The organism is Micromonospora sp. NPDC049048 (assembly GCF_043197615.1).
In the GTDB taxonomy this organism is placed as follows: Bacteria; Actinomycetota; Actinomycetes; order Mycobacteriales; family Micromonosporaceae; genus Micromonospora.
This window is the reverse complement of the sequence record NZ_JBICTM010000002.1, coordinates 1080584-1105230: the sequence shown is the minus strand read 5'-3', so window position 1 is coordinate 1105230 and position 24647 is coordinate 1080584. Positions and strand designations below refer to the sequence as shown.

Sequence of the window (24647 nt, the reverse complement as noted above, 5' to 3'; positions counted from 1 at the left end):
ACACCCACCAGGCACAGCACGACCAGATGGCTATCGTTCAACCTGAGCCCACCGGCGCCAGGTAACCAACCCTCCGGCAAACCGGGGGAACCTCAGCCTACGGATAGTGTCAGATATGTGTCAGCCAGCATCACTGTAGTCATTCGGGCCCTATCTTCTTAGATCAAGCAAAGCGGACGAGGGCGGATGCATGACGGCGATTGACGCGGCTGGCGGGGTTCACGAGAATGACGCGGCTGGCGAGATCCTAGAACTTCGCAGAGAAATCCTTGTTGCGCAGTCGAAGCTGGAACGGGCCAGGGGCATAACGCGGTCAATAAAATGGCTAGCGACTGCCACTCCTCTTGCTGTTATCGGGCTCATCCTTGTCCGCAGCTATGTTCCAGAGAGCTACATTCCTGACGCTTTGTTCAATATCCTCATTGCTGCATGCATAGTTGCTGCCGCCGCTGCCATCGGGCTACTAATCTACGTACAGAACGAAAAAGAGAAGGCCGCTTGGGTTCCCGTAAGGCAACTTGAATTAGAACTCACCCTTCTCTATGAAGCGCGAGAATTGTTTTCGAGCATCGCTACGCTGCCCGTTCACGATCGCCGAACCGCCTATCGGGAAAGGGCGCAGGGAGACATCCGGCAAGTCCGAAAGTCAAGCGAGCACTACCGGCGCATTCATAACACTTTTCAATCCGTCATCATCGTCGGATCTCTCGCCACTTCAACCGTGGCTGGGCTCTCGTTAAACGCAGAGCAGCTCCGGTGGTTGACTGTTGCGCTCAGCTTTGCCGTCGGAATCTCCGCAGGCTTTACGGGCTACTTCAAGTTCCGCGAGCGTGGCTTCTACCTTCAGCAGACAGCCGACGCGATCGAACAGGAGTGGAACGGAGTGGAACTGGGGACGGGCAGATATAAGGGCCTGCCTAAAGAAGAAGCCATGCGCGTCTTCTCTGAAGAGGTTGAGCGCATCCGCGCCATGCAGCGACAGCGAGAGCAGAGCCTAGACCAGCCCAACGAGAACCGGGAGGCAGCGGCTGCGACCGGTTAGGAGGGGCCATGACGGTGGTGGCAGGCAGCTGGATTGGGACAACGCCTCGGCAGCCCGGAGGGGCCATCCTTGGCACCGTGGGTGATCTTCGGCTATGCAGTTCACCAACTACAGGTAAGCAGGCCCCGGCCGGCCTGGTCATCGCGCCGGCCACGCCTTGTGGGCAGACGTCGTCACCAGTGGTCGTCGTTGGTCGCTCCCGATTGACCTCCGCGGCCTGGTGACGGCCTGGACCTGGTCCTCGTCGACCCCTTGACCCCCAGGCAACACACGCAGCCTCGTGAGCTGGCATGAGGCGAGCGCTGAGCTGCAAAGAGGGTCCTACACCGTCCTCCACAGTCCGTGGGCGTCCGTCACGGTCGTCACTCGGTTAGTCCCCATCCGCGACGCCGGGAACGACCTCGCGCACATGGCCTCGACATCGCGTAGCCCTTCATCCTCCTCATAGATGCAGGCCGGGCAGATGGAAAGGTCCAGATCGCCCGGCCTCGGGTGAAGCTGCGGCACATGCCCGGACTCGGGACAACGCCGAACTTCCTCGCTGGTCATGTAGCGATCCTTGCAGGTGTGCACGCTCAGCTTGGGAATCGGGTTCAGTGAGGGCCGGTGGGCGTGGTGCCTGCTATTGGTGGAGCAGCAGACGACCAAGCCAAGCGGCGGGACGGACCCCTACTGGCCGATGTTGACCGCTGCATCGGGCACGGATCGGGCACGCGATCGCGAAGCGAAGGCCCAACCCCTAACCTGAGAGGCAGCGGCAACCCCGATGAAATGGATTTATCCGTGACTTGAGCCGCCTCGCAGCTCTTGTCATCCCTCGACCTTTCGCGCATGTTTTCGCTGTCGCATGGCTACACCAACTCTTTGGTTCCTCTCCCCATGACGCGCTCCCAGGGAAGCTGCAACTCCTCTGCAAAGAATCGCACAACGCGCAAAACATGATTGTTGTACCAATCCTTGATTCCGTCCACATGCACCACGTCGTACCGGAACCGCCCTGTAACCGATTTGGAGGAAAGTCGTCGCTCCAAGGTTACGTGCTGCACTTGTTCAACCTGCGGTTCGGCCTCGGAGGCAGATACTGCGTATATCGGGGACGACAAGAAGATTGCCGGAAAGAGAAGATATACTTCGCGCCTCACACGCCTGAAATCGATGTCCTTTTCTCGTCGTTTAAACTCTTCCCCGAGGAAGGAGACCGCCTTAGCTAGAGGGTAGGTCACTTCGTTGAATATGTCGCTGGAATTAGTTTCCCAGCCGCCCGACTTCTTGTTCAGCTTCGCCAATTGGACCGCTCGGGCCTGATTCCGGAAGCGAACTCGTTCGTACCTCCTAGCGAAGTTGGGCTTCGATCCGCTGCTCAGAAAATAGTCCTCATCCGCCTTCAGCTCGATTCTGGTTGCCGCAGTAAACATGAGCTCAGGAGCGTCGAGGAACCTCGTCTCTCGTTCCCAAGGTTTAGTCAGAGCAACCCAAGGCCACTGATAGTTCTTGCACTCACCCAATACCGCCCAGCGGAGATTGGTGTCGCCCTCGGTTGACCAGAACGCAAAGCCGGTTGAGTAAATGTCTATTTCGCGGCTCGTGCCTGTATCTTGATCCTGAAAGGCCCAACCAGTGTCGGTCCTCTCCCCTAGAATCCCCGCGACCCTCTGTTCGAAGAGAAAGCCCGTACGGTCTAGAGCGCCTATCACTTGATCGGCAGTTGGCAATGGAGGTTGTGCTGGCATCCCGCCAGTCTTACACCTACGTCAAGAATTCAGCGCACGTCTGCCATCCCGTCTGCCGTCGACCCGCCCTCCTGGGGAGCGGGCCGCCGCCCGGCCCGCCATGTCAAGCGGACCTTGACGCACGTTCGGACGCTGGCGGGTCGGGCGGTGGCCTGCTCGGCTTGCCCGGGTCGATGGCAGACGGGAAGGCTCTCCACCGCAACCACCCACGGACCGCGAGCCGCCGACGCAGCCCCGGCCATCCTGGAGCCGGAGAGCCCCCGCCGGAGGCGCAGTAACCGCAACCCCATACCCGCCGCCAGCTCGCCGACGCGGCCGGCGTGCGCTCCCCTGCGCCGCGCGGGCTCGTGGCCGCGCGGCCCGGCCGGCTGCCGACCCACCACCCGGTCAACGTTCCTGTCGTGCTGCAGCGGCCCCTCCGGGCTTTCCGCTCTCCGCGCCAGCCGCCGGGCGTGTTGCGTGGCCGGAGTCGGAGCGCCAGCGGAGCGACGGACGCGCGCCCAGGCGGCGGCGCGTGCGGCCCGTTCAGGGCCGCCTTGATAGACGTACAGAAAGTCCTCCCACGCCGGCCGGCAGCCGGCAGCCGGGCTTCCCGTCGGGGCATGCTGGGCACATGCAGATCCCGTGGCAGAGCAGCCTTGACACGTTCGCACAGATCCTGCGGCGGCGTGGCATCGAGCAGGCCTCGGTGCCCGACGTGCAGGCGGCATGGGGTGGGTTCGCTGAGTTTCTGCAACTGGACATCGATGGCATCGATCCGACTCCGGACTCCGATGCTGACGGCTTCATCGTCCAGTGGGGCCGACGGTCCTGGACCGACAACCGTCTGATTCTGACCTTCACCCGGCAGATCGCCATCGCTGATCTCGGTGACCATGACGCCCCCTACAGGGAGCCCGCACTATGGCAGCTCGATTTCGAATTGGCTTTCGACGATGACGCCGATCTGATCGGCCTTGACAGCCTTGACGTCCAGAACACGGGGTTCAGGTTTGCTCCCACCGGGCCGCTACGCGCCGCCGCGCTGGCGGATGCCTGGGCGGAGATGCAACAGCATCCCCCTGTCCGTGCAGCCTGGGTCGCGACCCCAGCGAGTAGCAGTTTGTCCTTCGAGTGCGCCTGCTGACACCCAAACCGTAAGGCGGATCAGGCTCGCCAAGACGGTGAAGCGCGGTCACGGCGGGTTGACGTGTCGGTACCCGGTGCTACTCTGGCGCTCGTCGAGCACGCCAGCGCGGCCCTCCCGCCGGATCGCTGGACTCGACGTCGGAGTTGCCGAGCGGCCTTCCTGCCGCTGATGCGGACCACGTCCCGCCGGCTCTTGATCGCACCGGCCGCTGTGCCGGTCCCTGAATCCGCTTAGCGGCTCACTACGGCCTTCCCTGCCGTCCACGATGGCCCGGATTCGCTATTTCCACGGGTGGGGCAGCCTGCGGCGATCCATTGGATGCCGACATCCCAGGTTCCCCACCCGTGCCGGCCCTCATCACCGAGTCCACGAGCGCAAAGGACATGACCTATCGGCGGTAACTGGCATCACCAGCCATCCGCCCTCCGGCGTGAGCCGCCCTTCCGGCGGTGCCAGGAGACCCGACGAACACCACCAGCGGACAGACGTCCACGGCTGGTGGTGCTTCGTTTTCCGTCCCTGCCACCCCGTGAGGAGAGTCGTGTCCACACCCCTCGACCTGTTCCGTCCCGGCGTTGCCAGCGGCCGTGACGCCCAAGCCCTGCACCGTGCCGCCCAGCCGGAGTTCTCGGGCTGGCTGGAGCACACCCGCACCGCCGGCGGCTGTACCCGCCCGATCCGCCTTACCGGCACGATCGCCGCTGTCGAGCGAGACACCGGCCGGGTTCTGGGCGAGCAGCACACCGACGAACTGCCCGACGGGGCGCTCTATAAGGCGTGCGGCAACCGCCGCGAATCGCACTGCCCCGACTGCGCCTGGGTCTACGCCGGTGACGCCTACCAGGTCGTGCGCTGCGGCCTGACTGGCGGCAAGGGCGTCCCCGCCTCGGTCGATCGGCATCCGGTCGTCTTCGCCACCTTCACCGCGCCATCCTTCGGCGCAGTCCACCACCGGCACGTCCCTCGCCACACCTGCACCACTCGCCAGCGCTGCGACTGCCGTCCGGCTCCCTGCCGTGCCCGGAGCCGCGCCGGCACCTGTCGGCACGGTCAGCCGGCGGCGTGCTTCGCCCGTCACGACGCCGACGATCCGTGGCTTGGGCAGCCGTTGTGCCTGGACTGCTACGACCACGGCCACCAGGTCGTCTGGAACTACTTCTCGGGCGAACTGTGGCGGCGCACGAAGCAGGCCGTTGAACGGCACCTCGCCGCGCTGTGCCGCCGACGCGGCATTCCCTTCGTCCAGGTCATCACCGACTCCGGAAAGGTGCGCCGGCTGCCGCCAGTTCGGGTGTCGCACGGGAAGGTCGCCGAGATGCAGCGGCGGGCAGCCGTGCACTTCCACGTCCTGCTACGCCTCGACGGCGTCGACCCCGACGACCCGGATGCGCTCGTGCCGCCGCCGGCCGGCGTCACCGCCGACGACCTGGAGGCAGCCGTCCACGCCGCCGCACGCCAGATCACCGTCACTACGCCCTCGCATCCCGACCAGCAACGCGGCTGGGTGGTGGCCTGGGGCGAGCAGGTCGACGTCCGGCGCATCAACAGCGCCAGCGGCGAGCTGACCGACGGCAAGGTGGCCGCCTACCTCGCCAAGTACGCCACCAAGGCGACCGAAGCCACCGGCCATCAATCCACCCGACTCACCCCCGCCACCGTCGACGACTACGCCGATCCGGAAGGTGACCACCTCGCCCGTCTCATCGACGCCTGCTGGCGCCTCGGACGGCCCACCGCCACCGTCACCGACAGCGGCGCCGCAACGGCCGACGACCGTCAACGCAGCCTTGACACCAGACCGAACGCCTACGCCGGGCTGCGTCGCTGGGCGCACATGCTCGGCTTCGGCGGTCACTTCCTCACCAAGGCCCGCCGCTACTCCGTCACCTTCGGCCTGCTGCGGGACACCCGCGCGACCTACCGCCGCGCCGAGGACGACAACCCCACCGACACCGTGACGGTTGGCGTTCTCACCTACGCCGGGTCCGGGTGGCTCACCGAAGGCGATGCGCTCCTGGCCAACACTGCCGCCGCCCAGCGCCGGCAGGCCAGACGCATCGGCCGGGAAGAACTGGCCCACGAAGCCTGGCTCGTCGGGGCCGCCGCATGAGCAGAGACCTCACCCCGCGCTGGTACTCGCCCGCCGAGGTCGCCGTTCTGCTCGGTTTCGGCATCTCCAAGGTCAAGATGAAGATCGCCACCGGCGAGCTGCGCTCCATCAAGGACGGCAAGTACCGCCGCATCCTCCCCGAATGGGTCGACGACTACATCCGTGACCAGGTCGAGCGGCAGGAGGCGGCCTGATGCCCGGACGCAGTCGAGCCAACGGCGAAGGCTCAATCTTCCCGTACCGCAACGGCTTCGCCGCGTACGTCTGGGTCGAGAAGCCCGACGGCAAGCGGGGCCGGAAGTGGGTCTACGGCAAGACCCGCGAGGAGGTCCACGACAAGTGGATCAAGCTGCATGGGCAGGCCAAAGCTGGCCCGGTGGCGACGCGCTCTCCGACTGTGGGGGAGTACGCCAGCTACTGGCTGCGCGAGATCGTCAAGCCGAACCTCGCCCCGGGCAGCTACGTCACCTACGAGGTGGTGGTCCGGCTCTACCTCGTGCCAGGGCTCGGCCGGAAGCGGCTCGACAAGCTCCGGGTCAGCGACGTCCAGACGTGGATCAACGAGGTCGGGCGGACCTGCCAGTGCTGTGCCCAGGGCAAGGACCAGCGGCGCAAGCTCGCCCAGCGTCGCTGCTGTGCCCTCGGCCGCTGCTGCCGGGATCTGCCCTCGGCAACGAGCGTCACCCACCTGCGGACCGTGCTCCGGACGCTGCTGTCCCAGGCGATCACCGAAGGGCTGATCACCCGCAACGTCGCGTCCCTGGTGAAGCTGCCACCGGTACGCAAGCGCAAGCGGAAGGCGTGGACGAGCGACGAGGCGCGGCGCTTCCTGGAGTCGGCCCGCGCCGACGACGATCCGCTCTACGCCGCGTACGTCCTGGTCCTGGTGCTCGGCCTGCGCAAGGGGGAGATGCTGGGACTCACCTGGGCTGACGTCGACCTCGACGCGGGGGAGCTGACCATCGACCGGCAGCTCCAACGGGTGGGTGCCGAACTGCTGCACCGGGAGACGAAGACCGCCGCCTCGGACGCCACCCTGCCGCTGCCGGACATCTGCACCGTGGCGCTCGACCGTCGCCGCACCGCCCAGACCACCGCCCGGGACGCCGCCGGCCCGGCCTGGCACCCCTCCGACCTGATCTTCACCACCCGCTACGGCCGGCCGGTCGAGCCACGGAACTTCAACCGTTTCTGGGACCGGCGCTGCGACACCGCCGGAGTCCGGCGGGTCACCGTGCGAGACGCCCGGCGGACCTGCGCCTCGCTCCTGGCCGACCTGGACGTCCACCCCCGGGTGGCGATGCAGATCCTCCGGCACGCACAGTTCGCCATCACAATGGAGATCTACACAGTCGTGTCGTCGGCGGCCACCCGCGACGCGCTCAAGCGGCTCGGCAGCGTGCTGGACCCGTGAGGCGCTACTGCTGTACTTCGCTGCTGTACCGGCCCTGATCGCGGCTTTCAGGAGCCCGGTCAGGGCCGGTGACCTGCGGAAGAGTGGGCCGCCAGGGACTCGAACCCTGAACCTATGGATTAAAAGTGCGCAGAACGGGACAATACGCCTTCGACACCGTGCAGCGACCGGAGTCGGGTCTGCTGTCCGGGTTCTGGGCACACCGTCCGTCCGTGTTTGCGCTGGTCCGCACCGTGCCTGCCTGACGTTACGGCGCGATGAGGGGTCGGCACAGGTGCGAATCCAGGAATCGCGCGGCGAATCCGTCCGGCACCGGAACATCCGAGCACCCGTGGAGCAGCCAGATCCTAGGGCGCCGTTCCCTCACAGGTCATCACGCCGGGCACGGACCCCGCCGGCCATCCCGATCGGCCAGCGTCTTCAGGCCGCACAGCACGACGGCGTAGCCGTACCCCTTCGGTTTCTTCGTCCCGATCATCGCGATCACGCACTGCTACCTCTGCCCTCCCATCCGGCAAGCGCATTCTGGGCTCAGGGGCCGATCGCCACTGAAACCTCAAACCGCCAAAATCCTGGAGCTGCGTAGCGTATCGCGGCGTCAGGCTCGACTGCAGCGTCCATGAAGATGAGCAATGACTTCTCGCTCACGTGCGGTGATGTCGCCATCTACCGCGGCCACCCGGCTTGCGACGTCAAGGAGCTCAGTTAGGTCCCCGGGCTCGGCTTCAAGACGCTTCCACACATCGTCGGGGTCGATGTCGACAACATTGGCTAGTTGATCATCGACTACTCCGTGCATCTCGCGGACGATCCGCGCCAGGTGCTTCATCAGCAGCGTTTCATCGTCGCCGATCTTGTTGTCCGCTGCGATGACGAGCCACGCGACCCACAGCATCAGCTGCGGATACTTACTTCTGCTGCTCAGCCTCCAGGCAAGCTCGATCACCCGCGCCTCGTTACGAAACACGGCTCGCGCATGCCGGCCTGCGACCAACGTCGTGTAGCGGTTCAGCACGACGGTCAGGGGAATACCGACCAGAGGGATACCGACTTTGATGACGTTGCGCTGCAGGAGGTACTTCCCGACGACGGGAAGCCCTTTCGCCGCAGTCAGGACACCCCCGGAGAAGAACTTCTTGATCAACGGACGCACCACGAGCGGGACGGACTTGGTGACACTCTCCCGCGCCATTTCCCCGCCCTTGATCGTGAAAGCCACGCGAATGAGCTTCCACATGTCATCCGGGTCGGACAGGTCGAGCGGGACCCGATACAGCACGGAGATGTCGTAGGCCAGGCGCAGCTGAAGCCGGGTGATGTACGTGAGGTCGACCATGAGGGTAACCCCAGCGGCCGGCAGAGTAAGCGGTGAAGCGCCACCAGCGCTGCCGATGGTGGCGGCGACGGCCGCCGAGTACGCCCCGGCCGAGAGTCCACCTTCGAGCGCGGCGTACCGCGATGCCATTGTGATCCGCTGCTCGACGATGCCGTCCGCCGGCACGCCCTTGTACTTTTCCTGGAAGTACCGCCAGTCGACCTTGTCGGTGTAGGAACTCAGGGCCTGCGCGACGAGCTTCGAGAACCAGTCGCCTGACCTGACGTCGTCCGGGTTCAACCCCTTGATGAACTCCCGCAGCTCGGCCCGCTCCTGCTCGACAGCCTCCCGAGCGGCACCGTCGTCGGAGTCGCCCGCGTCAATCAGGGCTTCGGTCATGGCGATTTCTCCCAGGCGATTCAGCGGCGGGCCAGCTCGCTGAGTTCAGTCGAGCCGTCATTCCAGGTGACCATGCGACTGGTTCCACCGCATCCGTCTGAGACGGCAAATCTAACCAGCCGTCCGGAGGGCTGCACAACACCGTTCCCATACACCCGAAATCTCAGGGCCCGGATTCCGACGGCACGGCACGGCGGAGCCTCCCACGCTGCCGGACCGGCCTACCACGCGATAATCTCCCGAACGCCGTATGTGCCCCACCACGATGGCCGGTGTTCGCGTAGTTCTCCTGCGACCCGCGTCAGCAGGAGCCAGTTGCCGTTGAGCACGAGTGCGGCGTCTTCCTGCCTGCTGTCGAGGACACGGGCGACGGCCGACACTATGTTGGGGACCGCGTCCTCGGGTGGGTCGTTCTTGCGCAGGTGGAAGACGATGTTTGCGTACGTGTCGGGTTCCCATTCCCATGGGGTGCCGTCGTCGTCCTCGGCGTCGAAGTAGCCGTTGCTGCCTGCGGAGATGGTGACCGTGTAGCCGAGTTCCTCTCCGAGGTCGGCGCTGAGGAGCCGGGGATAGCCGGGCAGTGTCGACTCCTCGATGCCGTGCGGGGCGACGAGGGGAGCAAGGTCCTCCAGCGGGATGTCGCCGGCTAGGGTCAGTCGGTACTCGATGCCCACGCGTTGCCTGCCTTCTCAGTCTCGTCGGACGATCTGAATGATCGCACCGCTTCGGGTCACCGCTGCCAGTTCCTTGAGGTGCGGGACCGGCCAGTCGTCGAACTGTTTCTGCAGGGCGGTGATGTCGCCGCGCCAGTCCTGCAGGTTCAACACCACACGCTGGGTCTGCTGCCTGGCCACCTTCTCCGACACTTCCGTCCATACCCCGCGTACCGCTTTACCGGGGGTGGGTGAGTAGCAGTCAAAGACGTGGCCCTCGATGAGGTAGTCCGGCTCCTTGTCAGGCTTGCCCACGTCCCCGGTGCTCTGGCGTGCGTCGGCGATCTCCCGCCGTGTCGGGTTCTGGTGCACGCGGTAGCCGTCGTGGGCGAGAGTGTCGGCGCACTCGTTCTCCAACTCGAGCGAGCGCCGTACCGCGTCGTCCTGCTGCGGCGGGATCCTGGTCCGTGGTCCGGTCGGCGAGCCGCCGGGAACGCCGGTGGGCAGCCTGCGCCACGGGGTGGGGCCCGATCCGGGGAGGTCGGGGTCACCCGCGGTGGGTGCTGTCGTAGTCGAGCCGTCGGCAGCGTCGGGGGTAGGGCTGGCCGGCGTGGGGCCGCCAGCCCCGGTCAGTTTCCCGACGACCCCAGCCGCCGCGCCTCGGCGGTCGCCGCCTCGACGACCTGTCGGGTGGAGCCGGTACGTTGCACGATCAGCACCACGACCTGCTTTGCGCCCTCCAGAGCCTGCAACAGGGGACCTGGCTCCCCACCGTGCAAGACGGCGGTGACGAGCTGCTGTGCCTCGCCGACCTGACCGATTACTCCTGTCCCTGCGTCGCGGGCGCTGTCCAGAGCACTCCGCACCGGCGCCAGCCCGGCGACCGTCTCCTGCGGCGTGCCCTGCCGAGGCACCGCCGCAGCAGCCTGCGCCGCCTCCCCGATCGACGTGGAGAGACGGCCCAGACCAGCCTGGATCTCCGTGATCGCGTCGCGGACCCGGACCATCCCGACGGCCACAGCGGCGAAGCCAGCGCCCGCGGCACGAACGCCGACCTCCTGCGCCTGGTTACCGGCCGCAGCGGTGAGGCCGCGGGCTCTGTCGGTACCGGCTGTCAGGGCACTCAACTCAGCGTTGATCTTCTCGATGTTCGACACGTGGAACAGTTCTCCAATCGGCGACGTGGCTGGCTGCGGCAACCAAGCACAGTGTTGCGCTCCTGACCGATCTGCCGCGTCAGCGGGAGCAGGTGTGCCAAGCATCGGAGGTGCGGTCGGCTGTCGAATCCATTTGCGGTCAGGATGTACGAACAGGTCGCGGTGGTGTGTGCTGATGGTCTCTCTGAGCCCGGCGGATGCGAGCCGCGCGTCCCGGGCTGACTGTGGCCCTGTGGTGAGTTGGTTAGTTAGTCAGAGCATCGTCGGTACTGCAGTCCTGGTGCGCGGTCGAGGTCGAGAATGAAGCCGTCGGGCGGCGGCCTGTTTTCGTCCGCCGAAGGGGTCGTGAGCGTGAGCGTATAGCCGTTCGCGGTGTACGTGGCGGGCCCGCTGCAGGTGAGGCGGTCACGGGTTCCCCGACGCCATAGGTACAGCGAGCCCGCGCTACGGCTCAGGCGTACGGTGCCGGGCACCTCGTCGCAGACGTAGGTTCCGAGGAGTGCGGTGTGGGGCGCTTCGGTATCGATGCTTTCCAGCAATGTGGCTTCGGGTGCGGAACGGCTGCGCAGGACGCGAGACAGAAGCTCACCGGGGTCGGTTCCGAGGCCGTGGGTGAGGTCGGCGAGAGCAGTGGCGGTCACGTGGTCGGCGGTGATCCCGGCGTGGTTGGACAGGCAGATGACGCGGCGCCCTGAGCTGGTGAGGTGGGCGGCGGCGGAGAATCCCTGTTCGTGGCCGTAGTGGAAGACGGCGGTGCGTCCGGGGCGAGGATCGGCGTACAGTCCGGCGCCGTACGTGTACGGCAGGTGGTCGCTGGGCCGGTAGCTGACGTCCGGTTCGAACGGGAACGCGTCGTCGGCCGAGTGGTGCCATTCGTGCCAGAGGTGGGCAAGCCAGCGGTCCAGGTCTGGGGCGGTGCACCACAGGGAGCCGGGGCCGGGCAGGGTGACTGGGCATTGCCGGTGCTGCCATCCGCTGGCGACGGCCTGGTAGCTGGCGGCGGCACCGGACAGCACCTCGCGTGGATCGGTTCTGAAGCGGGCTGAGGTCATACCAAGTGGGGTGAAGACCTGCCAGTCGGCGATCTCGTGAAGTCCGGCGCTGTATGCGTGGCTGAGGGCTTCAGCGAGGAGGAGATAGCCGGTGTTGCTGTACAGGAAGCGGCCTGGCTCGACAGCCCGGTGCTGCTGGCGGTAGGCGAGTTGGAGCAGGTCGTCGGCGGTGTAGTGGTCGAGTTCGCGGAGGCCGGCTAGGGACAGCATAGATTCGACGTCCCGGATGCCGCCACGGTGCTGGATGAGGTCGCCGATGGTGACGTCGGGGATGTGGAAGCGGGGCAGGATGGCGCCAACGGGCCGGTCCAGTGTGAAAAGGCGGTCGCGGGCGGCGCGGATGCACAGGTATGCGGTGACTTGTTTGGCGACGGAGCCGATGTTGAAGGCGGTGTTTTCTCCGATGGGCGCGGCGAGTTCAAGGCTGGCCGATCCGGTGTGCGCCTGTACCAGCAGACCATCGGCGTGACGGATGCGCAGGATGACGCCGGGTTCCTCCAGCCGGTCCGCGAGGCGCGTCGTGGTGGAGGCAGCCAGGGGGTTGGTGGGGTTCACAGGTTGAGGGCCTCGTGGTGGATGGAGCGCAGGCGTTCCCGCAGTTCGGGGGCGGTGATCAGGGCGAGCGCGCGGGCGTGGTCGGTGACGGTGGCGGCGAGCAGCCCGCGCTGCCGCTCCAGGTAGGCGGACAGGAACCGGTACAGGTTGCCGCTGGTTCCGGGCAGGACGCGGGCGGTGTAGATCATGGTGAGGGGAAAGGCGAAGCAGGCGTGCAGGAAGCCGAAGGCAGGCCGGTTCGTCTTCTTCCAGGGGGAGTAGAACGTCGCCTCATCGCCGATCCTGCAGGCGGTGGCGCCTAGGGCGTCATTGAGCCAGTTGTGGCCCGCCTCGTGGATCAGGTCGCGGGCCAGCACAACGGGGTCGTTCACGTGGTCGCAGTAGACGGTGCCGGGCAGCCGGGTGATGGTCCAGCTGTCAAGGGGGTCGCCGAGCTGTTTCCGGCGTAGCAGGCAGACAACGACTGCGTGGCTGGCGAGAAGGTCGGCGAAACCGTTCTGCACGCCGGTGGCGTATGCGGCGACGGCCAGTTCCCGCAGGTCCGGCGGGGCAGCGGTGGTGTCCGGGCCCAGTACGTAGTAGGGGGTCTCGGAGATCGCTGAACGGGGCAGGCGGTTCAGGTCGGGGGAAAGGATGATGCGCAGGCCGACGGCGGTGGCTGCCGACAGCGCTGAGGCGTTCGCGTCCGGATGGGCGCTGTACCAGTCGAAGGTGGGAGTTTCGCGTGCTCGGGCAGCGGCCTCAGCACCTTCGAGAACATGGTGGGCCAGGCAGTAATTGGCGGCGTCCGTTCCCGGGGCGTCGGGGGCGCTGGCCCTGTGCTGGACGGCGGGCTGGAGAACGGCGTGGATCCGGCGGGTGCGGTCGCGGTGGTGGGCCTGGATGGGGGCAAACAAGAGGGGGATGGCGGGCACGTCCACGGGTGGAGTCCTTCCGACAGGGCCAGGCCTGGTGCCGGCCCCGTGCGGGGCCGGCACCAGGGTGCTCACCGCGGCCTGCCGTCGGTGAGCTGCGCGGAGCTCAGGCGTCGGTGGTTGCGGGCGCCGCGGTGCTCAGGTCCTCGGTGGTCGGCCAGCCCTCCGCGGAAACGCTGGAGGTGTGGCGGGTGCTGCGGACGGTCTCGTCGTCGCCGCGCAGGTCGTCCACGGCGGCGAGGAAGTCGCTGATCTGGTCGTTGTCCATGAATGGCTCGTCCTTTCCGATCGGGGGTGAGAGGCCGTACGCCTTCTGGAACCGAGTGGGGCGGCGGCGAACGGGCGGTGGGCACCACGTCTCCTTCCGATTGGTGGTGGATCATCAGCTGCGCGGAGCTGACGGGTCGGCGGGAATGGCCGCCTGGCGCAGGGCGTCGCGTAGCTCGCTCATGGCGGGTCGGTTCTCGGGTGCTGGGGCGAGCGCCGCGGTGATGGTCGTGCGGAGTCGTGCGGGTGCGGTGTGCAGTCGGGAGGGGCCGTGGCGGGGTATGTCGGCGCACAGGTAGCGGTAGGTCAGGACCGCGAGGCTGAAGGCGTCAGCGGCTGGGGTGGCGCGGTCGTAGGATGTGGCGTACTCCGGGGGCCAGTGCACTTCTGGGCCCCGAGCGGTGGGGCCGCGCGGGGTGTCGGTGCGGCGCGCGGCACCGAGGTCAGTGATCAGCCCGCAGCCGTCGTGGATGAGGATGTTCTCCTGGTAGACATCGCGGTGCACGAGCCCGCGCTCGTGCAGGCTGCGCAGGCCCTCGGCGACGTCGGCCAAGATGCTCAGCCCGGCCGCCACCTCGTCTCGGTTGAGGGCGGTGGTGAGGTGAGGCCCGAAGTTGCCGCCGACGCAGTGGGGCATGGTGTACCAGTCGAACCCGTCGGTGCTGCCCTCTTCCAGCAGCGGCACGACGTGCTCTGCACCCTGGACGGCGCGGGTGGCGGCGATCTCGTGGCGGAAGTCCTCGCGGGTCAAGGCCCTTTCGGCCTCCGTCATCTCTGCGTACCAGTAGAAGCCGTAGGCGGCTTGGCGGGTGGTGTCGTCGAGTGCGGCTAGGACGTGGTTGCTGCCGAAGCCGGCCTTGAGGACCACCGGTGGCGTCTCGTTGCGGCTGACGAGTACCAGGGTGCTGGCGCGGGTGAAGCAGAGAAGGTCGTGGACGTGCCAGCCGGCGTCACGAAGCTGGTCAAGGACCCAGGCGGCGGGGTGCATGGGATGCAGATGCATGTACCGGCTCCTCATACTCGCGCCGTGTTCGGGGCGGATTCGCGCAGTCGGTCCAGGCAGACGGCGGCCAGTAAGTGGAGGTCGGCTTCGTTGGCGCAAGGGTGGCGCAGCACGGACAGGCCGGTCACTTCGGTCCATGCGTTGGCGGCCAGCTCATACAAACCGGCGAGCCGGGCGGCGGTCGACAGCCCCTCTGCGAAGCGGCGCCTCGTGGGCCGCTTCGACAGCCGGGCCTGGCATAGCTCGGGCTCGGTGGTGAGCAGGACGGTCAGCTCCGCCCGCGCGGCCGTGATCTCGGCGAGCTGCTGAACGTAGTCGGCGACAGGACGGTCATGTAGCAGGGCAAGCAGGCAGGCAGTCGACAGGGTGAGCCGATCGGCAACGACTGGACCCAGGGACAGTGCGGGGGCGAGATTGTGGCGGGCATGGAGTTCCAGGTCGCGGCGGGCCGCGGCCGCCGCCCGCCCGCCGCTTCCGGCCGGGTGTCCGGCCCGCAGGCCGATGATGGTGCGGGTGGCCTCCAGTGACAGCCAGGAGAACTGGCCGACGTGCCTGAGGTGGACGCTATCGCGGGCGGCGGTGGCGAGAAGCCGGTCGCGTAGCGTGCTCTTTCCGGCTCCGGCGATTCCTTCCAAGGCCAGCAGCATGTCTCGCCTCCTAGCTCTTCTCGGCGATCAGCCAGCTGATGAACTTCGCGACGCGGCCACGGGTGACCGGTTCGGTGCCGTGGGTGAGCTGAGAGCCGTAGAGCAAGGCGGTGCCTGGCGCAGGGCTCACGCTCCACCGGGTGCGGGGCATGGCCGTATACCAGTCAGCCGAGTGGTCGGCACCGTCGTGGGCCAGCCACATGCCGCCGGCGTAGCCGTGTCTCTGGGCGTCGTGGTCCATGTGGGCATTCCACAGGCGGTCGCTGGAGGTGCTCTCGACGTAGAACGCGCCGCCGGTCTCCGCCTTGTGAATCACTACGCTGATGCCGGCGATCTGCCGCGGCCAGGCGAGCGGGTCGGGGGCGATGCCGTCGAGGTGGCCGGTGATGTGCTGGCCGGGGCCGTACTCGATGTAGGTCCACGGGCGGCATGTGGTGATCGATGGCATGACGCGGGACAGTGCGGTGCGGGCGCGGTCGAAGGCCTGCTGAAGCAGCTGCTCCGCGTTGTCCGGGATCCTCGGGACCTCGATTCGTCCGGCCGGCTCGTAGACGGCCATGGCTCGCTCGGTGGAGTGCCCGGGGATCTCATGGATGGAGGTGGCCCGCTGCGTGCCGAAGCGGACGCGCGTCTCCTCGGTGAGGAAGTCGTTCATCATGGCGGCGAGCCGGTCCAGATCCTCGGTGCCGAGGAACCCTTCGACGCTGCCGACCGCGACGGTCTCGGCGATGTGGATCACGAGTCGGTCCTCCTCGTCTCGAGCACGCGGTGGACGTCGTCCAGGTCGGTGCAGTGGTTGAGCCAACTGGCCACAGGGTGGCGGGTGTTGACGGTTGGGCTGGCCCAAAGGGCCAGCAGCTCGCCCGTCAACGGCAGCTCCTCAGCACCGGGCTGCTCCTCGAGCACGGTCAGCTGGTCCAACGCCGGACATGAAGCAGCCTGCTGCGTGGCGAAGACGCGCCCCAGCCGGACCGCCGCAGCGAGGCTGCAGGAGCGCAGGAGCGTTTCGGCCGGCTCGGTCCGCTGGTAGCGGCAGTACTCGGTCTGGGCCCAATTAGCCGCGACCGCAGCTGCTGCGGCCACAACGCGGCAGGTGGCACAGCACGCGCCGTTGGCCATCGGGCACGATCGACCGTGGGCCGGGAGGGTGGCGGCGACCTCGATGAGAGCCGCCCAGGCGGAGTCCGTCAACGACTCGCCGACGGTACTGCGGCCCGAGCTCGGGCCATGGTTGCAGCACACCGGGCCCGGTCGGTGCGCCGTGGTGGAAAGGATCAAGGGCTCGATGAAAAGGGCGTGGAAGTACACGATCCGCCCCAGCAGCTGATGAATCGTCAGCGAGTCCGTGACGCTGTCCATGCCGCCTCCTCACTGGTCGGAGCAGTGATTTGAGGCGCTGGGCAAGAGCAGCCGTCCTCGGCTGGCCGCTCGCTGCGCAGCGCATCGGCGACGGCACGGGTGGCCGCGTCAACGGCGTCGAAGTACGCCGGCCAGCCGTGCCCCGGGCCTGGGCGCAGCGCCAGGTCGAGTACGGGGCTCGTGCGTCCGGTGGTCTCGCACGTCAGTTCTGCCCGTCCGACGACCACCTGCACCGCAGCGGGCAGGTCGGTGGTCGCTGCGGTAACGGCGCGGCATAGGGCGCCTGCAGCTCGCGCGTACTCGGTTCGGTCACGCGGGAGAATGCCGACCCGGCGTTCGGCGGGCAGCAGATCAAGGCCTGGATAGGAGTGTCCCTGACAGCTGTCGTACGTGATCAGGCACCAGCCCTGGGTGACAGCGTCGACCAGCGAGCGGACGCCGGGCTCGATCGCCTCTCGCCACTGGGGATGGGCCGGGTCGAGGTCATCGGCCTCGTGTACGCCGGGCAGGCCGACCGTGTTGATGTTGCCGTGCGAGCTGATGCGAAGCCGCGCGCCCGGACGGTTCGCGTTGAGGTGGTCCCAGCGGGCGACGAGAGAGCCGACGTCGCGCATGCTGTTCGGCGTACGGGGTCGCAGGCGCACCCTGCGGCACCAAGCCCCTGCCGGGTGTGCGGGCTGGGCGAGGAGTGCGGCGATACCGTCGATCATCCGCATCCGGTAGTCGCAGTAGGAGTTCTGGTCGCCAGCCTGGTCCTGACGCCAGCGGGTGGCCACGCAGCCGCCACCGCACGCGGACCGGTAATCGCAGGTGGTGCACCGCTTCATCAGGGCCTTGCCCTGGTTGAGCAGAGGCAGTCGCCGTTGGGCCGCGACGATAGCGTTCTGTCCGGCGACCTGGTCCAAGAGGGTGAGCTGGGCCTGCGGCCAGGGCAGCTCGTCACAACTGCCGAGCCGTCCGTCCGGATAGAGCGTGAAGATGTGGTCGCACTTCAGGTTGGAAAAGTGGCAGAAGCCGGTATCCAGTCCGCGCAGCCGTCGGATGGTGGAGACGGCCGGTTCCAGTTTCAGCCGGGTGAAGTACCCAGCGCCGATCCAGCGGACGGTGGCGGCGAGCACGAATTCGGCGTACTGGTCCGGGGTGGTCGCCCATCCCGGTCCTTGCGGGCCGCGCAGAGCAGCGCGCTGAAGGAGTCGGCTCGCGGGAAGGCGCTGCCCTTGGGCAGCGGTAGGGCCTTGAACGGAGGCATCGAAGCAGGGCACGAAGCTGACGGCGTTGACCGCTTCGAAGCCGGCGAGGTGGTCCAGGACCGCCTCGGCACGGCCGAGCACCGTCGGAGTGACCGCAGCAATCACGCCCACCCTCCAGCCGCGCTCAGCCAGCAGGCGCAACGCGGCGGCGACGCGCGGGTACACCGGCCGGCCGTCATAGCCAACCCGCCAGGCGTTGCCCGCCTCGTCCCCGTCGAGGGAGATGCCGATCTGGAGGCGCGGGTACAGGTCCTCGATCAGATACAGCCACTGCTCATCGAGCAACACGCCGTTGGTCTGCATCGATACCCGCACGACGCTGGGCTGGGACGCCAGTTCGCGCAGGACCTCGGCGACGTGGTCGCGTCCGGCTGTCAGCGGCTCGCCGCCGTGCAGTTCGACGGCGAGCGGACGCCCCGGGAAGAGCTCGGTAAGCCGACGCACTTGACCGGCGTCGATCCGGGTTCCCCCCGGGGCCTCCTTGCGTTTCTCGTAGCAGTACAGGCAGTCGATGTCGCAGGTCTCACCCCGTAGCTTGAGAATCACCGATACGGCGCTGTCGGCGTCTTCGACGTCGAGGCCGCGGTACAGATGGGCCATCGGGTCGTGCTGATCAGTGGTGCCGTACATCGGCTGCCTCCCAGGGGTGCGCCGTGGCCGGGCGGGGTCAGTCGTACAGGCGTCCCAACAGGGCGCCCTGGCCGGACTGAAGGATGTGGGCGGCCTCCAACGGAATCCAGAAGCATTCGAAGTGCGTCGGCTCCTGCTCCCCGTCGTGGTCCTCCTGGCTCATCCACCGCTCCGACGTCGGCTCGGTCAGTTCCAGGTGAAAAACATGGCGGCGCTGGAGTTCGAACCGATACGGGCTGATGTCGTACTCGGTCTCGCCAAGCTTCCGCACGATCTTGAAATCTTTCAGGCCGGTCTCCTCGCGGGCCTCCCGCAGCGCCGCCGCCTCCGGCGTCTCGCCGGCGTGGATGCTTCCGGCCGGAACCTGGATGCCGACCTCCTCATAGCTGTAGTCGGTATGCCGGAAGACCAGCAGCTTGCCATCACGTACGACGTAGCAGAGGACCTTGTCTTTGGTGACCCGCTCCGGCATGGAAGACCCCTCTTCATTCGTTCGAATCAGACACGTACAGGCCGGCCCGGAGGCCGTCGGAGAAACCGCACCGTGCTGGGTGCGGACCGCCGGTCGCCGAGCAAACGGCCTTGAGTCTATGTCCGGCCACCAGGCGTTACGAGATCGGAATCTTTGTCCACAAAAGGGTGTCGCCTTTCGGTCTATCCGTGATCCCCGAGCTCAATGGTCTGCTCTTCGTCTCAGGACTTCATGCGTCGGTCGAGACAGACATCGATAGCGCAGCGAACAGGAGAGTCGTCATCGGTCATCCAGCGAAAATCGAATGCCCGGGCACCTTCAGCCTAAAGACCTGCGACGCACCTTCGACTCGAAGGGGAGGGCGCCGCGCAAGTATGTCCAACGGCGGTGGAGCAGGGTCGAAGGTGCTGCAGTGCCTAGCGCCTCCCGCTCCTTTCTATCGGTGAACGATGTTCAGTCTGCCGGTTCCGTTCGACGCTGTCGACGCCACGATGGGGGGTCACGATGGGGGGTTAAGGTCGTCGCGACAACGAGGATCATCTGTGACGGCGTCACTCGTTGCGATGAGTTCCCGAGCCGGCTTGTCGTGAGCGATGAAACGTAGTGGGATATCGATTCTTAGTAGTAGCTGTTCCCGGAGGTGATTGTGGGCGCCAAGGTCGATCCGTCCTGGTGGATGTCGGGTGTCTGGGAGGGCCGGCCGATCCGCGAGTTCCTGGAGCGCCGTGACGTCGCCACCACGTTCCGATTCCTGCATGCCCGTGGGGTCTCCTACGGCACCATCGCCGCGTTGGTCGGCGTGTCCCCGAATCGCGCCGCCGAGATCACCAAGGGCATGCGCCAGGTAACGGCCTACGAGGTCCTCGAACGCATCGCGGTAGGACTAGGTATTCCCCGATCCTGGATGGGCTTGGGCCAGGACGAGATGGGCGATGCAAAGCCCTCATTCGACCGGGAGGCGGGCGGTCCAGCGGACTTTTCATCAGACGGGCGACCAGTAGGAGGCCGGTCCGATGAAGAGATCACCGCGCTCGCCCGGCTTCGTACCGGGCTGGACGAAGCGCTCGCCTCATCGACCGTCGCTCCGCGACAACTCGATCTGATCGAGGAAGCGGCCGGCGAGCACATGCGGATCTATCCGGCAGCCCCGCCTGGGGTGATGCTGTCGCGGCTGGCCGCCGAGTGTGTCGAGGTGCAGGTCCTGTCCCGGCGTAGACAGCCAGCGGCGGTCCAGGCGCGGCTCTCCGGCACAGCGGCTTTGTTGGCGACCATGTGCGCCGACGCGCTCATGCGGCTCGGGAACGTCGGCGAGGCACGCCTGTGGTACCGGACAGCGATCCACGCGGCAGATGACAGCTCGGACAGCAGGCTTCGGGTGCTGGTCCGGGCCCAAGCGGCGATGCTGCCCTACTACTTCGGTGACCCCCGGCAGACGGTCGTTCTGGCGGAGGCGGCGCTGGCGGTCACCGCGATGCCGTCGCCCTCGGCGGCGCTTGCTGCGGCGGGACGCGCACGGGCGCTGGCCCGACTCGGATCGGCTGAGCAGGCGCGGCGGGCGATCGTTCAGGCCCGGCAGCTGTTCGACCAGGTCGGCGATGACGACAGTGACACGGCCTTCCGCTTCCGATGAAGCGCCTGTTGTTCTACCTCTCCGGAGCGAGTACCTGGCTGGGCGACACGAGCGAGGCCTACCGGGTGCAGGACGAGGCCCTGCGCCTCTACGGTCCCACACCTTCGGTGCCGATCGATCCCGCTCTCCTCGCGCTGGACCGATCGATGTGCCTGGTGGGTGACCGGCGAGCGGCAGAGGCCGCAGCGTCGGCGCTCGACGCCGTCGCCACCCTGCCCGAGACGCAGCGCACGGAGATCATCCTGACGAGGGCGAGCGACGTGGTCTCGGCGATTCCGGCTAGACATCGCGGCAGCGAGACCACCGAGCTGACGGACTATGTGCGAGCCTGCCGGGAGCGCGCCCGTACGCTTGCTGCCGGAACTGCCGCGCTCGATCCCTAGGGGCCCCATGTTCGTCGAAGCGCGAACACGTCCGGCGCTCGCCGAGGTGTGTTGTCGCCTGGAGCTGTCCGATGCCGACGCCGTCCTGATCCGGCATCACACGAACGCGGTTTACGCGGTCGGTGACGTGGTGGTCAAGATCGCTCCGGCGGAATTCGGCGTAGAGCGCGTGAACGCCGTGGTGGCCGTCGTGCGGTGGCTGGTTGGTCAGGGCTTCCCGACTGTTGGCCTCAGCTCGCGGCTGCCACAACCCCTGCTCGTGGGCGAGCATGCTGTGACCGTCTGGCAGCGGCTCGATCCGGCGAACGACACTCCGGTCACCATGGCCGAACTGGGCGCTCTGCTCCGGCAGTTGCACGCCCTGCCGGTTCCTCCGGTGAGCCTGCCGACCTTGGAGCCGGTGGAGAACATCCGACGGTCGGTACAAAGTTCGACGATCCTTACCTCGGAGGACCGTCACCTGCTGATGAAGCGTCTCGAATCGCTCGCCACCCACTGGAGCGGAATGAGCTTTCCCCGGGGCGCAAGCCTGATCCAGTCCGATCCCCAGAGCCGTAACGCACTGCGCCGCTTCGACGGCACGCCAGTGCTTGCCGACTGGGACGGTGCCGCCGTCGGTCCCCGGGAATGGGACCTGGCCACCGTCGCCGTGCACTGTCGCCGGTTTACCCCACCGGGCCCTGCCGCCTTCTCTGACTTCACCGCCGCATACGGCTGGGATGTCACCTCGTGGCACAGCTTCGAAGAGTTGTGCCAACTCCGCGAACTACAGATGATCGCCACCAACGCCCGCAAGTCCCGTCCCGGCACGGACGCAGAGGCCGAGGTGCTCCGCCGCATCAGCGCCCTCAGACGGGGCGACCAGGAACTCGTCCAGTGGCGCATCCTCTGACATTCCGGGCCGGCTTGACGGTCGGACAGCCAGAGCCGGGAGGGCCGTTTCACCTCCAGACGTTGGCATACAGGTCATGTGGCTGGACCAACCGGTCTCACTTCGAATGTCATGGAGCGGGTTGCTTGTCGACGTCGAGCCAATCCAGTGTTCGGCGGACGTGCGCAATGAGAAGCGGCTCTGCTCGCTGTATCGCCCGGTGAACGGGGCTCTGCGGAGAGTACCGTCGGAGGATTTCCTCGATGCGCTCGGCGACCTCGAGACGTTGTCCCAGCGGTCCGACCGTGAGGTCGGCGGTGACGAGCGCGTCCATCAGGGGTCCCTCTTCGAGCGGAAAGGCCGCGAGTTGGTCCGCTAAACCGCGCTCGGCCGCTTCGACGCGGGCGCAGGTGTGGTGGGCGACCAGCCCGACTAGCCGCTGTGGGTAGCCGTTACGTCGCAGGTATCGGGCGCCGTCGAGGGAGTGCAGACCGGTGTCCACGAGGTCCGGCGCATAACCGACATCGTGTAGCCATGCGGCTGCCACCAGCAGGTCACGGTCGGCCGGCGCCACCGTGCTCGTCAGTTCCGTGGCCCGCTGGCCGACACCCTGGACGTGTGCCCATCGCCGGGCCATTTGTGGGGAGTCGAGGAGACCAGCAGCAAGGTCCTTGGCGGTGGCCGTCAGGTCAGACACCCTCCGAACTTAGCCGCACCGCGGGCCGCCGCCCTACCGGCTCGGCCAGACGGTTGGGACGTCCCCGGATCTGGAAAGGCCCCTCCGACGTCAGCCGATGTACGGCGCGGTCCGACTGTCGAGGGCGTGGTCGATGCGCAGCCGCATTGAGGGGTGGATGTCCAACTGGTCGAGTTCGGCGGGATTCACCCAGCGGACCTGACGTGACTCGCTGGAGGTCGTCAGATTCCCACCGACGGGTCTGGCGGTGAAGCACAGCGAGAACTGCTGGCGCACCTCACCGTCGTCGTAGGCCATCACGTGGTGGGGGTTGGTGTATGTGCCGACCAGGCCCGTGACCTCCACCTCGATGCCCGTCTCCTCACGCACCTCACGCACCACCGTGTCGGCGATCGACTCACCGATGTCGTGACCACCGCCAGGAAGAGCCCACAGGTTGTTGTCGGTGCGGTGGATCATCAACAACTCGCCGTGCTCGTTCTGAACTGCCGCGACCACCGACGGCACCACGCTGTTGGCTTCGGGGGCATCAGGGTCGTTGAAGAAGTCGCGGCGTGGCATCCGTCATCTCCCGTTGAACGCGGCTATTGCCGCATTGATGTCCGAGGCGGGCTCGGCCTGGGCCCAGACCCGATCGAAGCTGGTGAGGTAGTGGTCGACGACCCGGCCGCCAGGTACGCGCCGGAGATGTATCACCGGGTTGTGGGCGGCAGTGGATCCGTACACGTGGGTGTTTACCAGCATGGCTTCGTCCACCCGGAAGATGGACGCGTACAACGTCGTGTCGTGCAGCCGGACCTGCACGCCAGGGATGGTCAAGATCGGCTCGTAGTAGCGCAGGCTCAGCAACACCCGGTGGGCGAGCCCAACCCCGAAGCCCTCCTCATCTCCGCGGCGACGTACTGCAGCGCCGTTCGGATCGGCCAGTAGCACCCGTATCCGGCAGCCTTGGCGGGCCCGGTCACCGAGCTGGGTGATGTCGTGGAGCTCGGGCAGGAACAGCCCGGCGTAGACGAGGATGTCGACCGACTCCCGCGCCTGCTGGATCAGCGACCTCCACAGCTCCAGCGGCACCGCCGACCGGGATGGATAAAACTCCACCAACTCGGCCCGCCCCGCGGACACCGTCCTGGGATCGTCCACGACCGAAGGCCACAGGTATGTCTCGTCCACGCCCAACAGATCTGCAGCCGCGACGCGGTGTGCGCGGTGCGGGACACGATCGCGGGTGATCCAGCGTTCCACCGTCTTCGGGTCGACTCCGAGGAGCTCCGCACACCGCTGCGTGGTCAGCCCTTTCGCTGACACAGCTCCTCGCAGACGTTCGTTCGGCATCAGAGGTCGAGACCTGGCAAGGGACGCATAGGGGCGTTTATACCCCACCGGGACGTCCACGACAGTCCCTGACCGGGGGTGGCCACATCCCCACGATCAGCGATCGGATGTCGAGGCGAGGGTGATCGCCGGAGAAGCGCACCTTGGTCACCCCAGCGGCCCGCCGCAGAAGCTGACGCGCTGGCATCACACCACACCTTCAGGAGAGACCGCTTTGACCACCATGGCCATGAACACCCGTACCGCCACCACCGCTGTGCTCGAGTCACAGTCTGCGGGGTACCCGGGGTGGCGGGCACACAGCCAGGCTGATCCAAACTGGTGGATCGACGGGCACTTCGGGGGCCGCTCGCTTGCCGACCTGCTCCGTCAGCGCGACATCGGCTCCCTGTTCCGCTTCCTCAAATCGCGCGGATGGAGCCAGGCGACGATCGCTGCGGCGACCGGAACGACCGAGAACCAGGTCCGAGCGGTTATCCAGGGCCGCCAACGAGTCACCTCATATGACGTGCTCGAACGAATCGCCGAAAGTCTGGGCATTCCGCGAGGTCTCATGGGGCTCGCGTACCTGCCCTGATGCACCTCGGCCGGAAGCGCCGCGATCCCGCGGCCTGCGTCTGGCCAACTTGTCCA

The 24647-nt window shown here is 66.9% G+C and carries 24 protein-coding genes and 1 pseudogene; 8 read left to right on the top strand and 17 right to left on the bottom strand.

Annotated features, from left to right (window positions below):
- Positions 1-190: 190 nt before the first annotated feature.
- The gene (locus ACGFIG_RS10630) at positions 191-1042 is read left to right on the top strand and encodes a DUF4231 domain-containing protein (protein WP_393001313.1); all 852 of its coding nucleotides are present in this window, start codon (positions 191-193) and stop codon (positions 1040-1042) included.
- An 851-nt stretch (positions 1043-1893) separates the two neighbouring features.
- Here the strand turns inward: ACGFIG_RS10630 and ACGFIG_RS10625 are convergent.
- Positions 1894-2772, bottom strand: a complete 879-nt coding sequence (locus ACGFIG_RS10625; RefSeq protein ID WP_393001311.1) for a hypothetical protein — start codon at positions 2770-2772, stop codon at positions 1894-1896.
- Between the two features lie 613 nt (positions 2773-3385).
- On the opposite strand from ACGFIG_RS10625, the gene ACGFIG_RS10620 reads away from it, so the two are divergent.
- The 4 genes from ACGFIG_RS10620 (at position 3386) to ACGFIG_RS10605 (ending at position 7425) form a co-directional block, all read left to right on the top strand.
- Positions 3386-3898 (top strand): hypothetical protein, encoded by a 513-nt coding sequence (locus ACGFIG_RS10620; protein ID WP_393001309.1) that lies wholly within the window; start codon positions 3386-3388, stop codon positions 3896-3898.
- Positions 3899-4442: 544 nt separating this feature from the next.
- Positions 4443-6011, top strand: coding sequence for a replication initiator (locus tag ACGFIG_RS10615; RefSeq protein ID WP_393001425.1), 1569 nt, complete (start codon positions 4443-4445; stop codon positions 6009-6011).
- Complete coding sequence (locus ACGFIG_RS10610) at positions 6008-6205, top strand: excisionase family DNA-binding protein (RefSeq protein WP_113973362.1); 198 nt, start codon at positions 6008-6010, stop codon at positions 6203-6205. The genes ACGFIG_RS10615 and ACGFIG_RS10610 overlap by 4 nt, the downstream gene beginning before the upstream one ends.
- Positions 6205-7425 carry a tyrosine-type recombinase/integrase gene (locus ACGFIG_RS10605; RefSeq protein ID WP_393001307.1) on the top strand — a complete coding sequence of 407 codons (1221 nt, stop codon included), beginning with the start codon at positions 6205-6207 and terminating at the stop codon, positions 7423-7425. The genes ACGFIG_RS10610 and ACGFIG_RS10605 overlap by 1 nt, the downstream gene beginning before the upstream one ends.
- Before the next feature lie 598 nt (positions 7426-8023).
- Here the strand turns inward: ACGFIG_RS10605 and ACGFIG_RS10600 are convergent.
- The 13 genes from ACGFIG_RS10600 to ACGFIG_RS10540 form a co-directional block, all read right to left on the bottom strand.
- Complete coding sequence (locus ACGFIG_RS10600) at positions 8024-9139, bottom strand: hypothetical protein (RefSeq protein WP_393001306.1); 1116 nt, start codon at positions 9137-9139, stop codon at positions 8024-8026.
- 221 nt (positions 9140-9360) lie between these two features.
- Entirely contained in the window at positions 9361-9813 is a 453-nt protein-coding gene (locus ACGFIG_RS10595) for a SitI3 family protein (protein WP_393001304.1), read from the bottom strand.
- A gap of 15 nt (positions 9814-9828) precedes the next feature.
- Positions 9829-10251 carry a hypothetical protein gene (locus ACGFIG_RS10590; RefSeq protein ID WP_393001423.1) on the bottom strand — a complete coding sequence of 141 codons (423 nt, stop codon included), beginning with the start codon at positions 10249-10251 and terminating at the stop codon, positions 9829-9831.
- Between the two features lie 170 nt (positions 10252-10421).
- Entirely contained in the window at positions 10422-10949 is a 528-nt protein-coding gene (locus tag ACGFIG_RS10585) for a DUF6244 family protein (RefSeq protein ID WP_393001302.1), read from the bottom strand.
- Positions 10950-11197: 248 nt separating this feature from the next.
- Positions 11198-12556, bottom strand: a complete 1359-nt coding sequence (locus ACGFIG_RS10580; protein ID WP_393001300.1) for a serine hydrolase domain-containing protein — start codon at positions 12554-12556, stop codon at positions 11198-11200.
- On the bottom strand, positions 12553-13476 hold the full coding sequence (locus tag ACGFIG_RS10575) for an aKG-HExxH-type peptide beta-hydroxylase (RefSeq protein WP_393001298.1): 924 nt from the start codon (positions 13474-13476) through the stop codon (positions 12553-12555). The genes ACGFIG_RS10580 and ACGFIG_RS10575 overlap by 4 nt, the downstream gene beginning before the upstream one ends.
- 100 nt (positions 13477-13576) lie before the next feature.
- Complete coding sequence (locus ACGFIG_RS10570) at positions 13577-13738, bottom strand: hypothetical protein (RefSeq protein WP_393001296.1); 162 nt, start codon at positions 13736-13738, stop codon at positions 13577-13579.
- 114 nt (positions 13739-13852) lie between these two features.
- Positions 13853-14740 (bottom strand): protein kinase, encoded by an 888-nt coding sequence (locus ACGFIG_RS10565; protein ID WP_393001294.1) that lies wholly within the window; start codon positions 14738-14740, stop codon positions 13853-13855.
- Positions 14741-14751: 11 nt separating this feature from the next.
- On the bottom strand, positions 14752-15387 hold the full coding sequence (locus ACGFIG_RS10560) for a hypothetical protein (RefSeq protein ID WP_393001293.1): 636 nt from the start codon (positions 15385-15387) through the stop codon (positions 14752-14754).
- Positions 15388-15397: 10 nt separating this feature from the next.
- Positions 15398-16126, bottom strand: a complete 729-nt coding sequence (locus tag ACGFIG_RS10555; protein WP_393001291.1) for a hypothetical protein — start codon at positions 16124-16126, stop codon at positions 15398-15400.
- Positions 16123-16746 carry a hypothetical protein gene (locus ACGFIG_RS10550; RefSeq protein ID WP_393001289.1) on the bottom strand — a complete coding sequence of 208 codons (624 nt, stop codon included), beginning with the start codon at positions 16744-16746 and terminating at the stop codon, positions 16123-16125. The genes ACGFIG_RS10555 and ACGFIG_RS10550 overlap by 4 nt, the downstream gene beginning before the upstream one ends.
- Complete coding sequence (locus ACGFIG_RS10545; RefSeq protein ID WP_393001287.1) at positions 16722-18626, bottom strand: radical SAM protein; 1905 nt, start codon at positions 18624-18626, stop codon at positions 16722-16724. Before ACGFIG_RS10545 ends, ACGFIG_RS10550 begins: the two co-directional genes overlap by 25 nt.
- Before the next feature lie 37 nt (positions 18627-18663).
- A complete protein-coding gene (locus tag ACGFIG_RS10540; protein ID WP_393001285.1) occupies positions 18664-19098 on the bottom strand; it encodes an NUDIX domain-containing protein in 435 nt (144 codons plus the stop codon).
- Between the two features lie 640 nt (positions 19099-19738).
- On the opposite strand from ACGFIG_RS10540, the pseudogene ACGFIG_RS10535 reads away from it, so the two are divergent.
- Positions 19739-21111 (top strand): annotated as a pseudogene (locus ACGFIG_RS10535) (hypothetical protein).
- A 7-nt stretch (positions 21112-21118) separates the two neighbouring features.
- Entirely contained in the window at positions 21119-22003 is an 885-nt protein-coding gene (locus ACGFIG_RS10530) for a phosphotransferase family protein (protein ID WP_393001283.1), read from the top strand.
- A gap of 109 nt (positions 22004-22112) precedes the next feature.
- On the opposite strand, the gene ACGFIG_RS10525 is transcribed toward ACGFIG_RS10530, so the two are convergent.
- The 3 genes from ACGFIG_RS10525 to ACGFIG_RS10515 form a co-directional block, all read right to left on the bottom strand.
- Complete coding sequence (locus tag ACGFIG_RS10525; RefSeq protein ID WP_393001281.1) at positions 22113-22679, bottom strand: HD domain-containing protein; 567 nt, start codon at positions 22677-22679, stop codon at positions 22113-22115.
- Positions 22680-22769: 90 nt separating this feature from the next.
- Positions 22770-23240, bottom strand: a complete 471-nt coding sequence (locus ACGFIG_RS10520; RefSeq protein WP_393001279.1) for an NUDIX hydrolase — start codon at positions 23238-23240, stop codon at positions 22770-22772.
- A 3-nt stretch (positions 23241-23243) separates the two neighbouring features.
- A complete protein-coding gene (locus ACGFIG_RS10515) occupies positions 23244-23924 on the bottom strand; it encodes a DUF5919 domain-containing protein (protein ID WP_393001277.1) in 681 nt (226 codons plus the stop codon).
- Positions 23925-24135: 211 nt separating this feature from the next.
- On the opposite strand from ACGFIG_RS10515, the gene ACGFIG_RS10510 reads away from it, so the two are divergent.
- Complete coding sequence (locus ACGFIG_RS10510) at positions 24136-24591, top strand: helix-turn-helix domain-containing protein (protein ID WP_393001275.1); 456 nt, start codon at positions 24136-24138, stop codon at positions 24589-24591.
- Positions 24592-24647 lie beyond the last annotated feature (56 nt).

Coding starts and splice junctions, on each gene's coding strand:
- ACGFIG_RS10630 (WP_393001313.1), top strand. CDS start 191: ATGACGGCGATTGACGCGGCTGGCGGGGTTCACGAGAATGACGCGGCT.
- ACGFIG_RS10625 (WP_393001311.1), bottom strand. CDS start 2,772: ATGCCAGCACAACCTCCATTGCCAACTGCCGATCAAGTGATAGGCGCT.
- ACGFIG_RS10620 (WP_393001309.1), top strand. CDS start 3,386: ATGCAGATCCCGTGGCAGAGCAGCCTTGACACGTTCGCACAGATCCTG.
- ACGFIG_RS10610 (WP_113973362.1), top strand. CDS start 6,008: ATGAGCAGAGACCTCACCCCGCGCTGGTACTCGCCCGCCGAGGTCGCC.
- ACGFIG_RS10605 (WP_393001307.1), top strand. CDS start 6,205: ATGCCCGGACGCAGTCGAGCCAACGGCGAAGGCTCAATCTTCCCGTAC.
- ACGFIG_RS10600 (WP_393001306.1), bottom strand. CDS start 9,139: ATGACCGAAGCCCTGATTGACGCGGGCGACTCCGACGACGGTGCCGCT.
- ACGFIG_RS10570 (WP_393001296.1), bottom strand. CDS start 13,738: ATGGACAACGACCAGATCAGCGACTTCCTCGCCGCCGTGGACGACCTG.
- ACGFIG_RS10565 (WP_393001294.1), bottom strand. CDS start 14,740: ATGCATCTGCATCCCATGCACCCCGCCGCCTGGGTCCTTGACCAGCTT.
- ACGFIG_RS10560 (WP_393001293.1), bottom strand. CDS start 15,387: ATGCTGCTGGCCTTGGAAGGAATCGCCGGAGCCGGAAAGAGCACGCTA.
- ACGFIG_RS10550 (WP_393001289.1), bottom strand. CDS start 16,746: ATGGACAGCGTCACGGACTCGCTGACGATTCATCAGCTGCTGGGGCGG.
- ACGFIG_RS10545 (WP_393001287.1), bottom strand. CDS start 18,626: ATGTACGGCACCACTGATCAGCACGACCCGATGGCCCATCTGTACCGC.
- ACGFIG_RS10540 (WP_393001285.1), bottom strand. CDS start 19,098: ATGCCGGAGCGGGTCACCAAAGACAAGGTCCTCTGCTACGTCGTACGT.
- ACGFIG_RS10530 (WP_393001283.1), top strand. CDS start 21,119: ATGTTCGTCGAAGCGCGAACACGTCCGGCGCTCGCCGAGGTGTGTTGT.
- ACGFIG_RS10520 (WP_393001279.1), bottom strand. CDS start 23,240: ATGCCACGCCGCGACTTCTTCAACGACCCTGATGCCCCCGAAGCCAAC.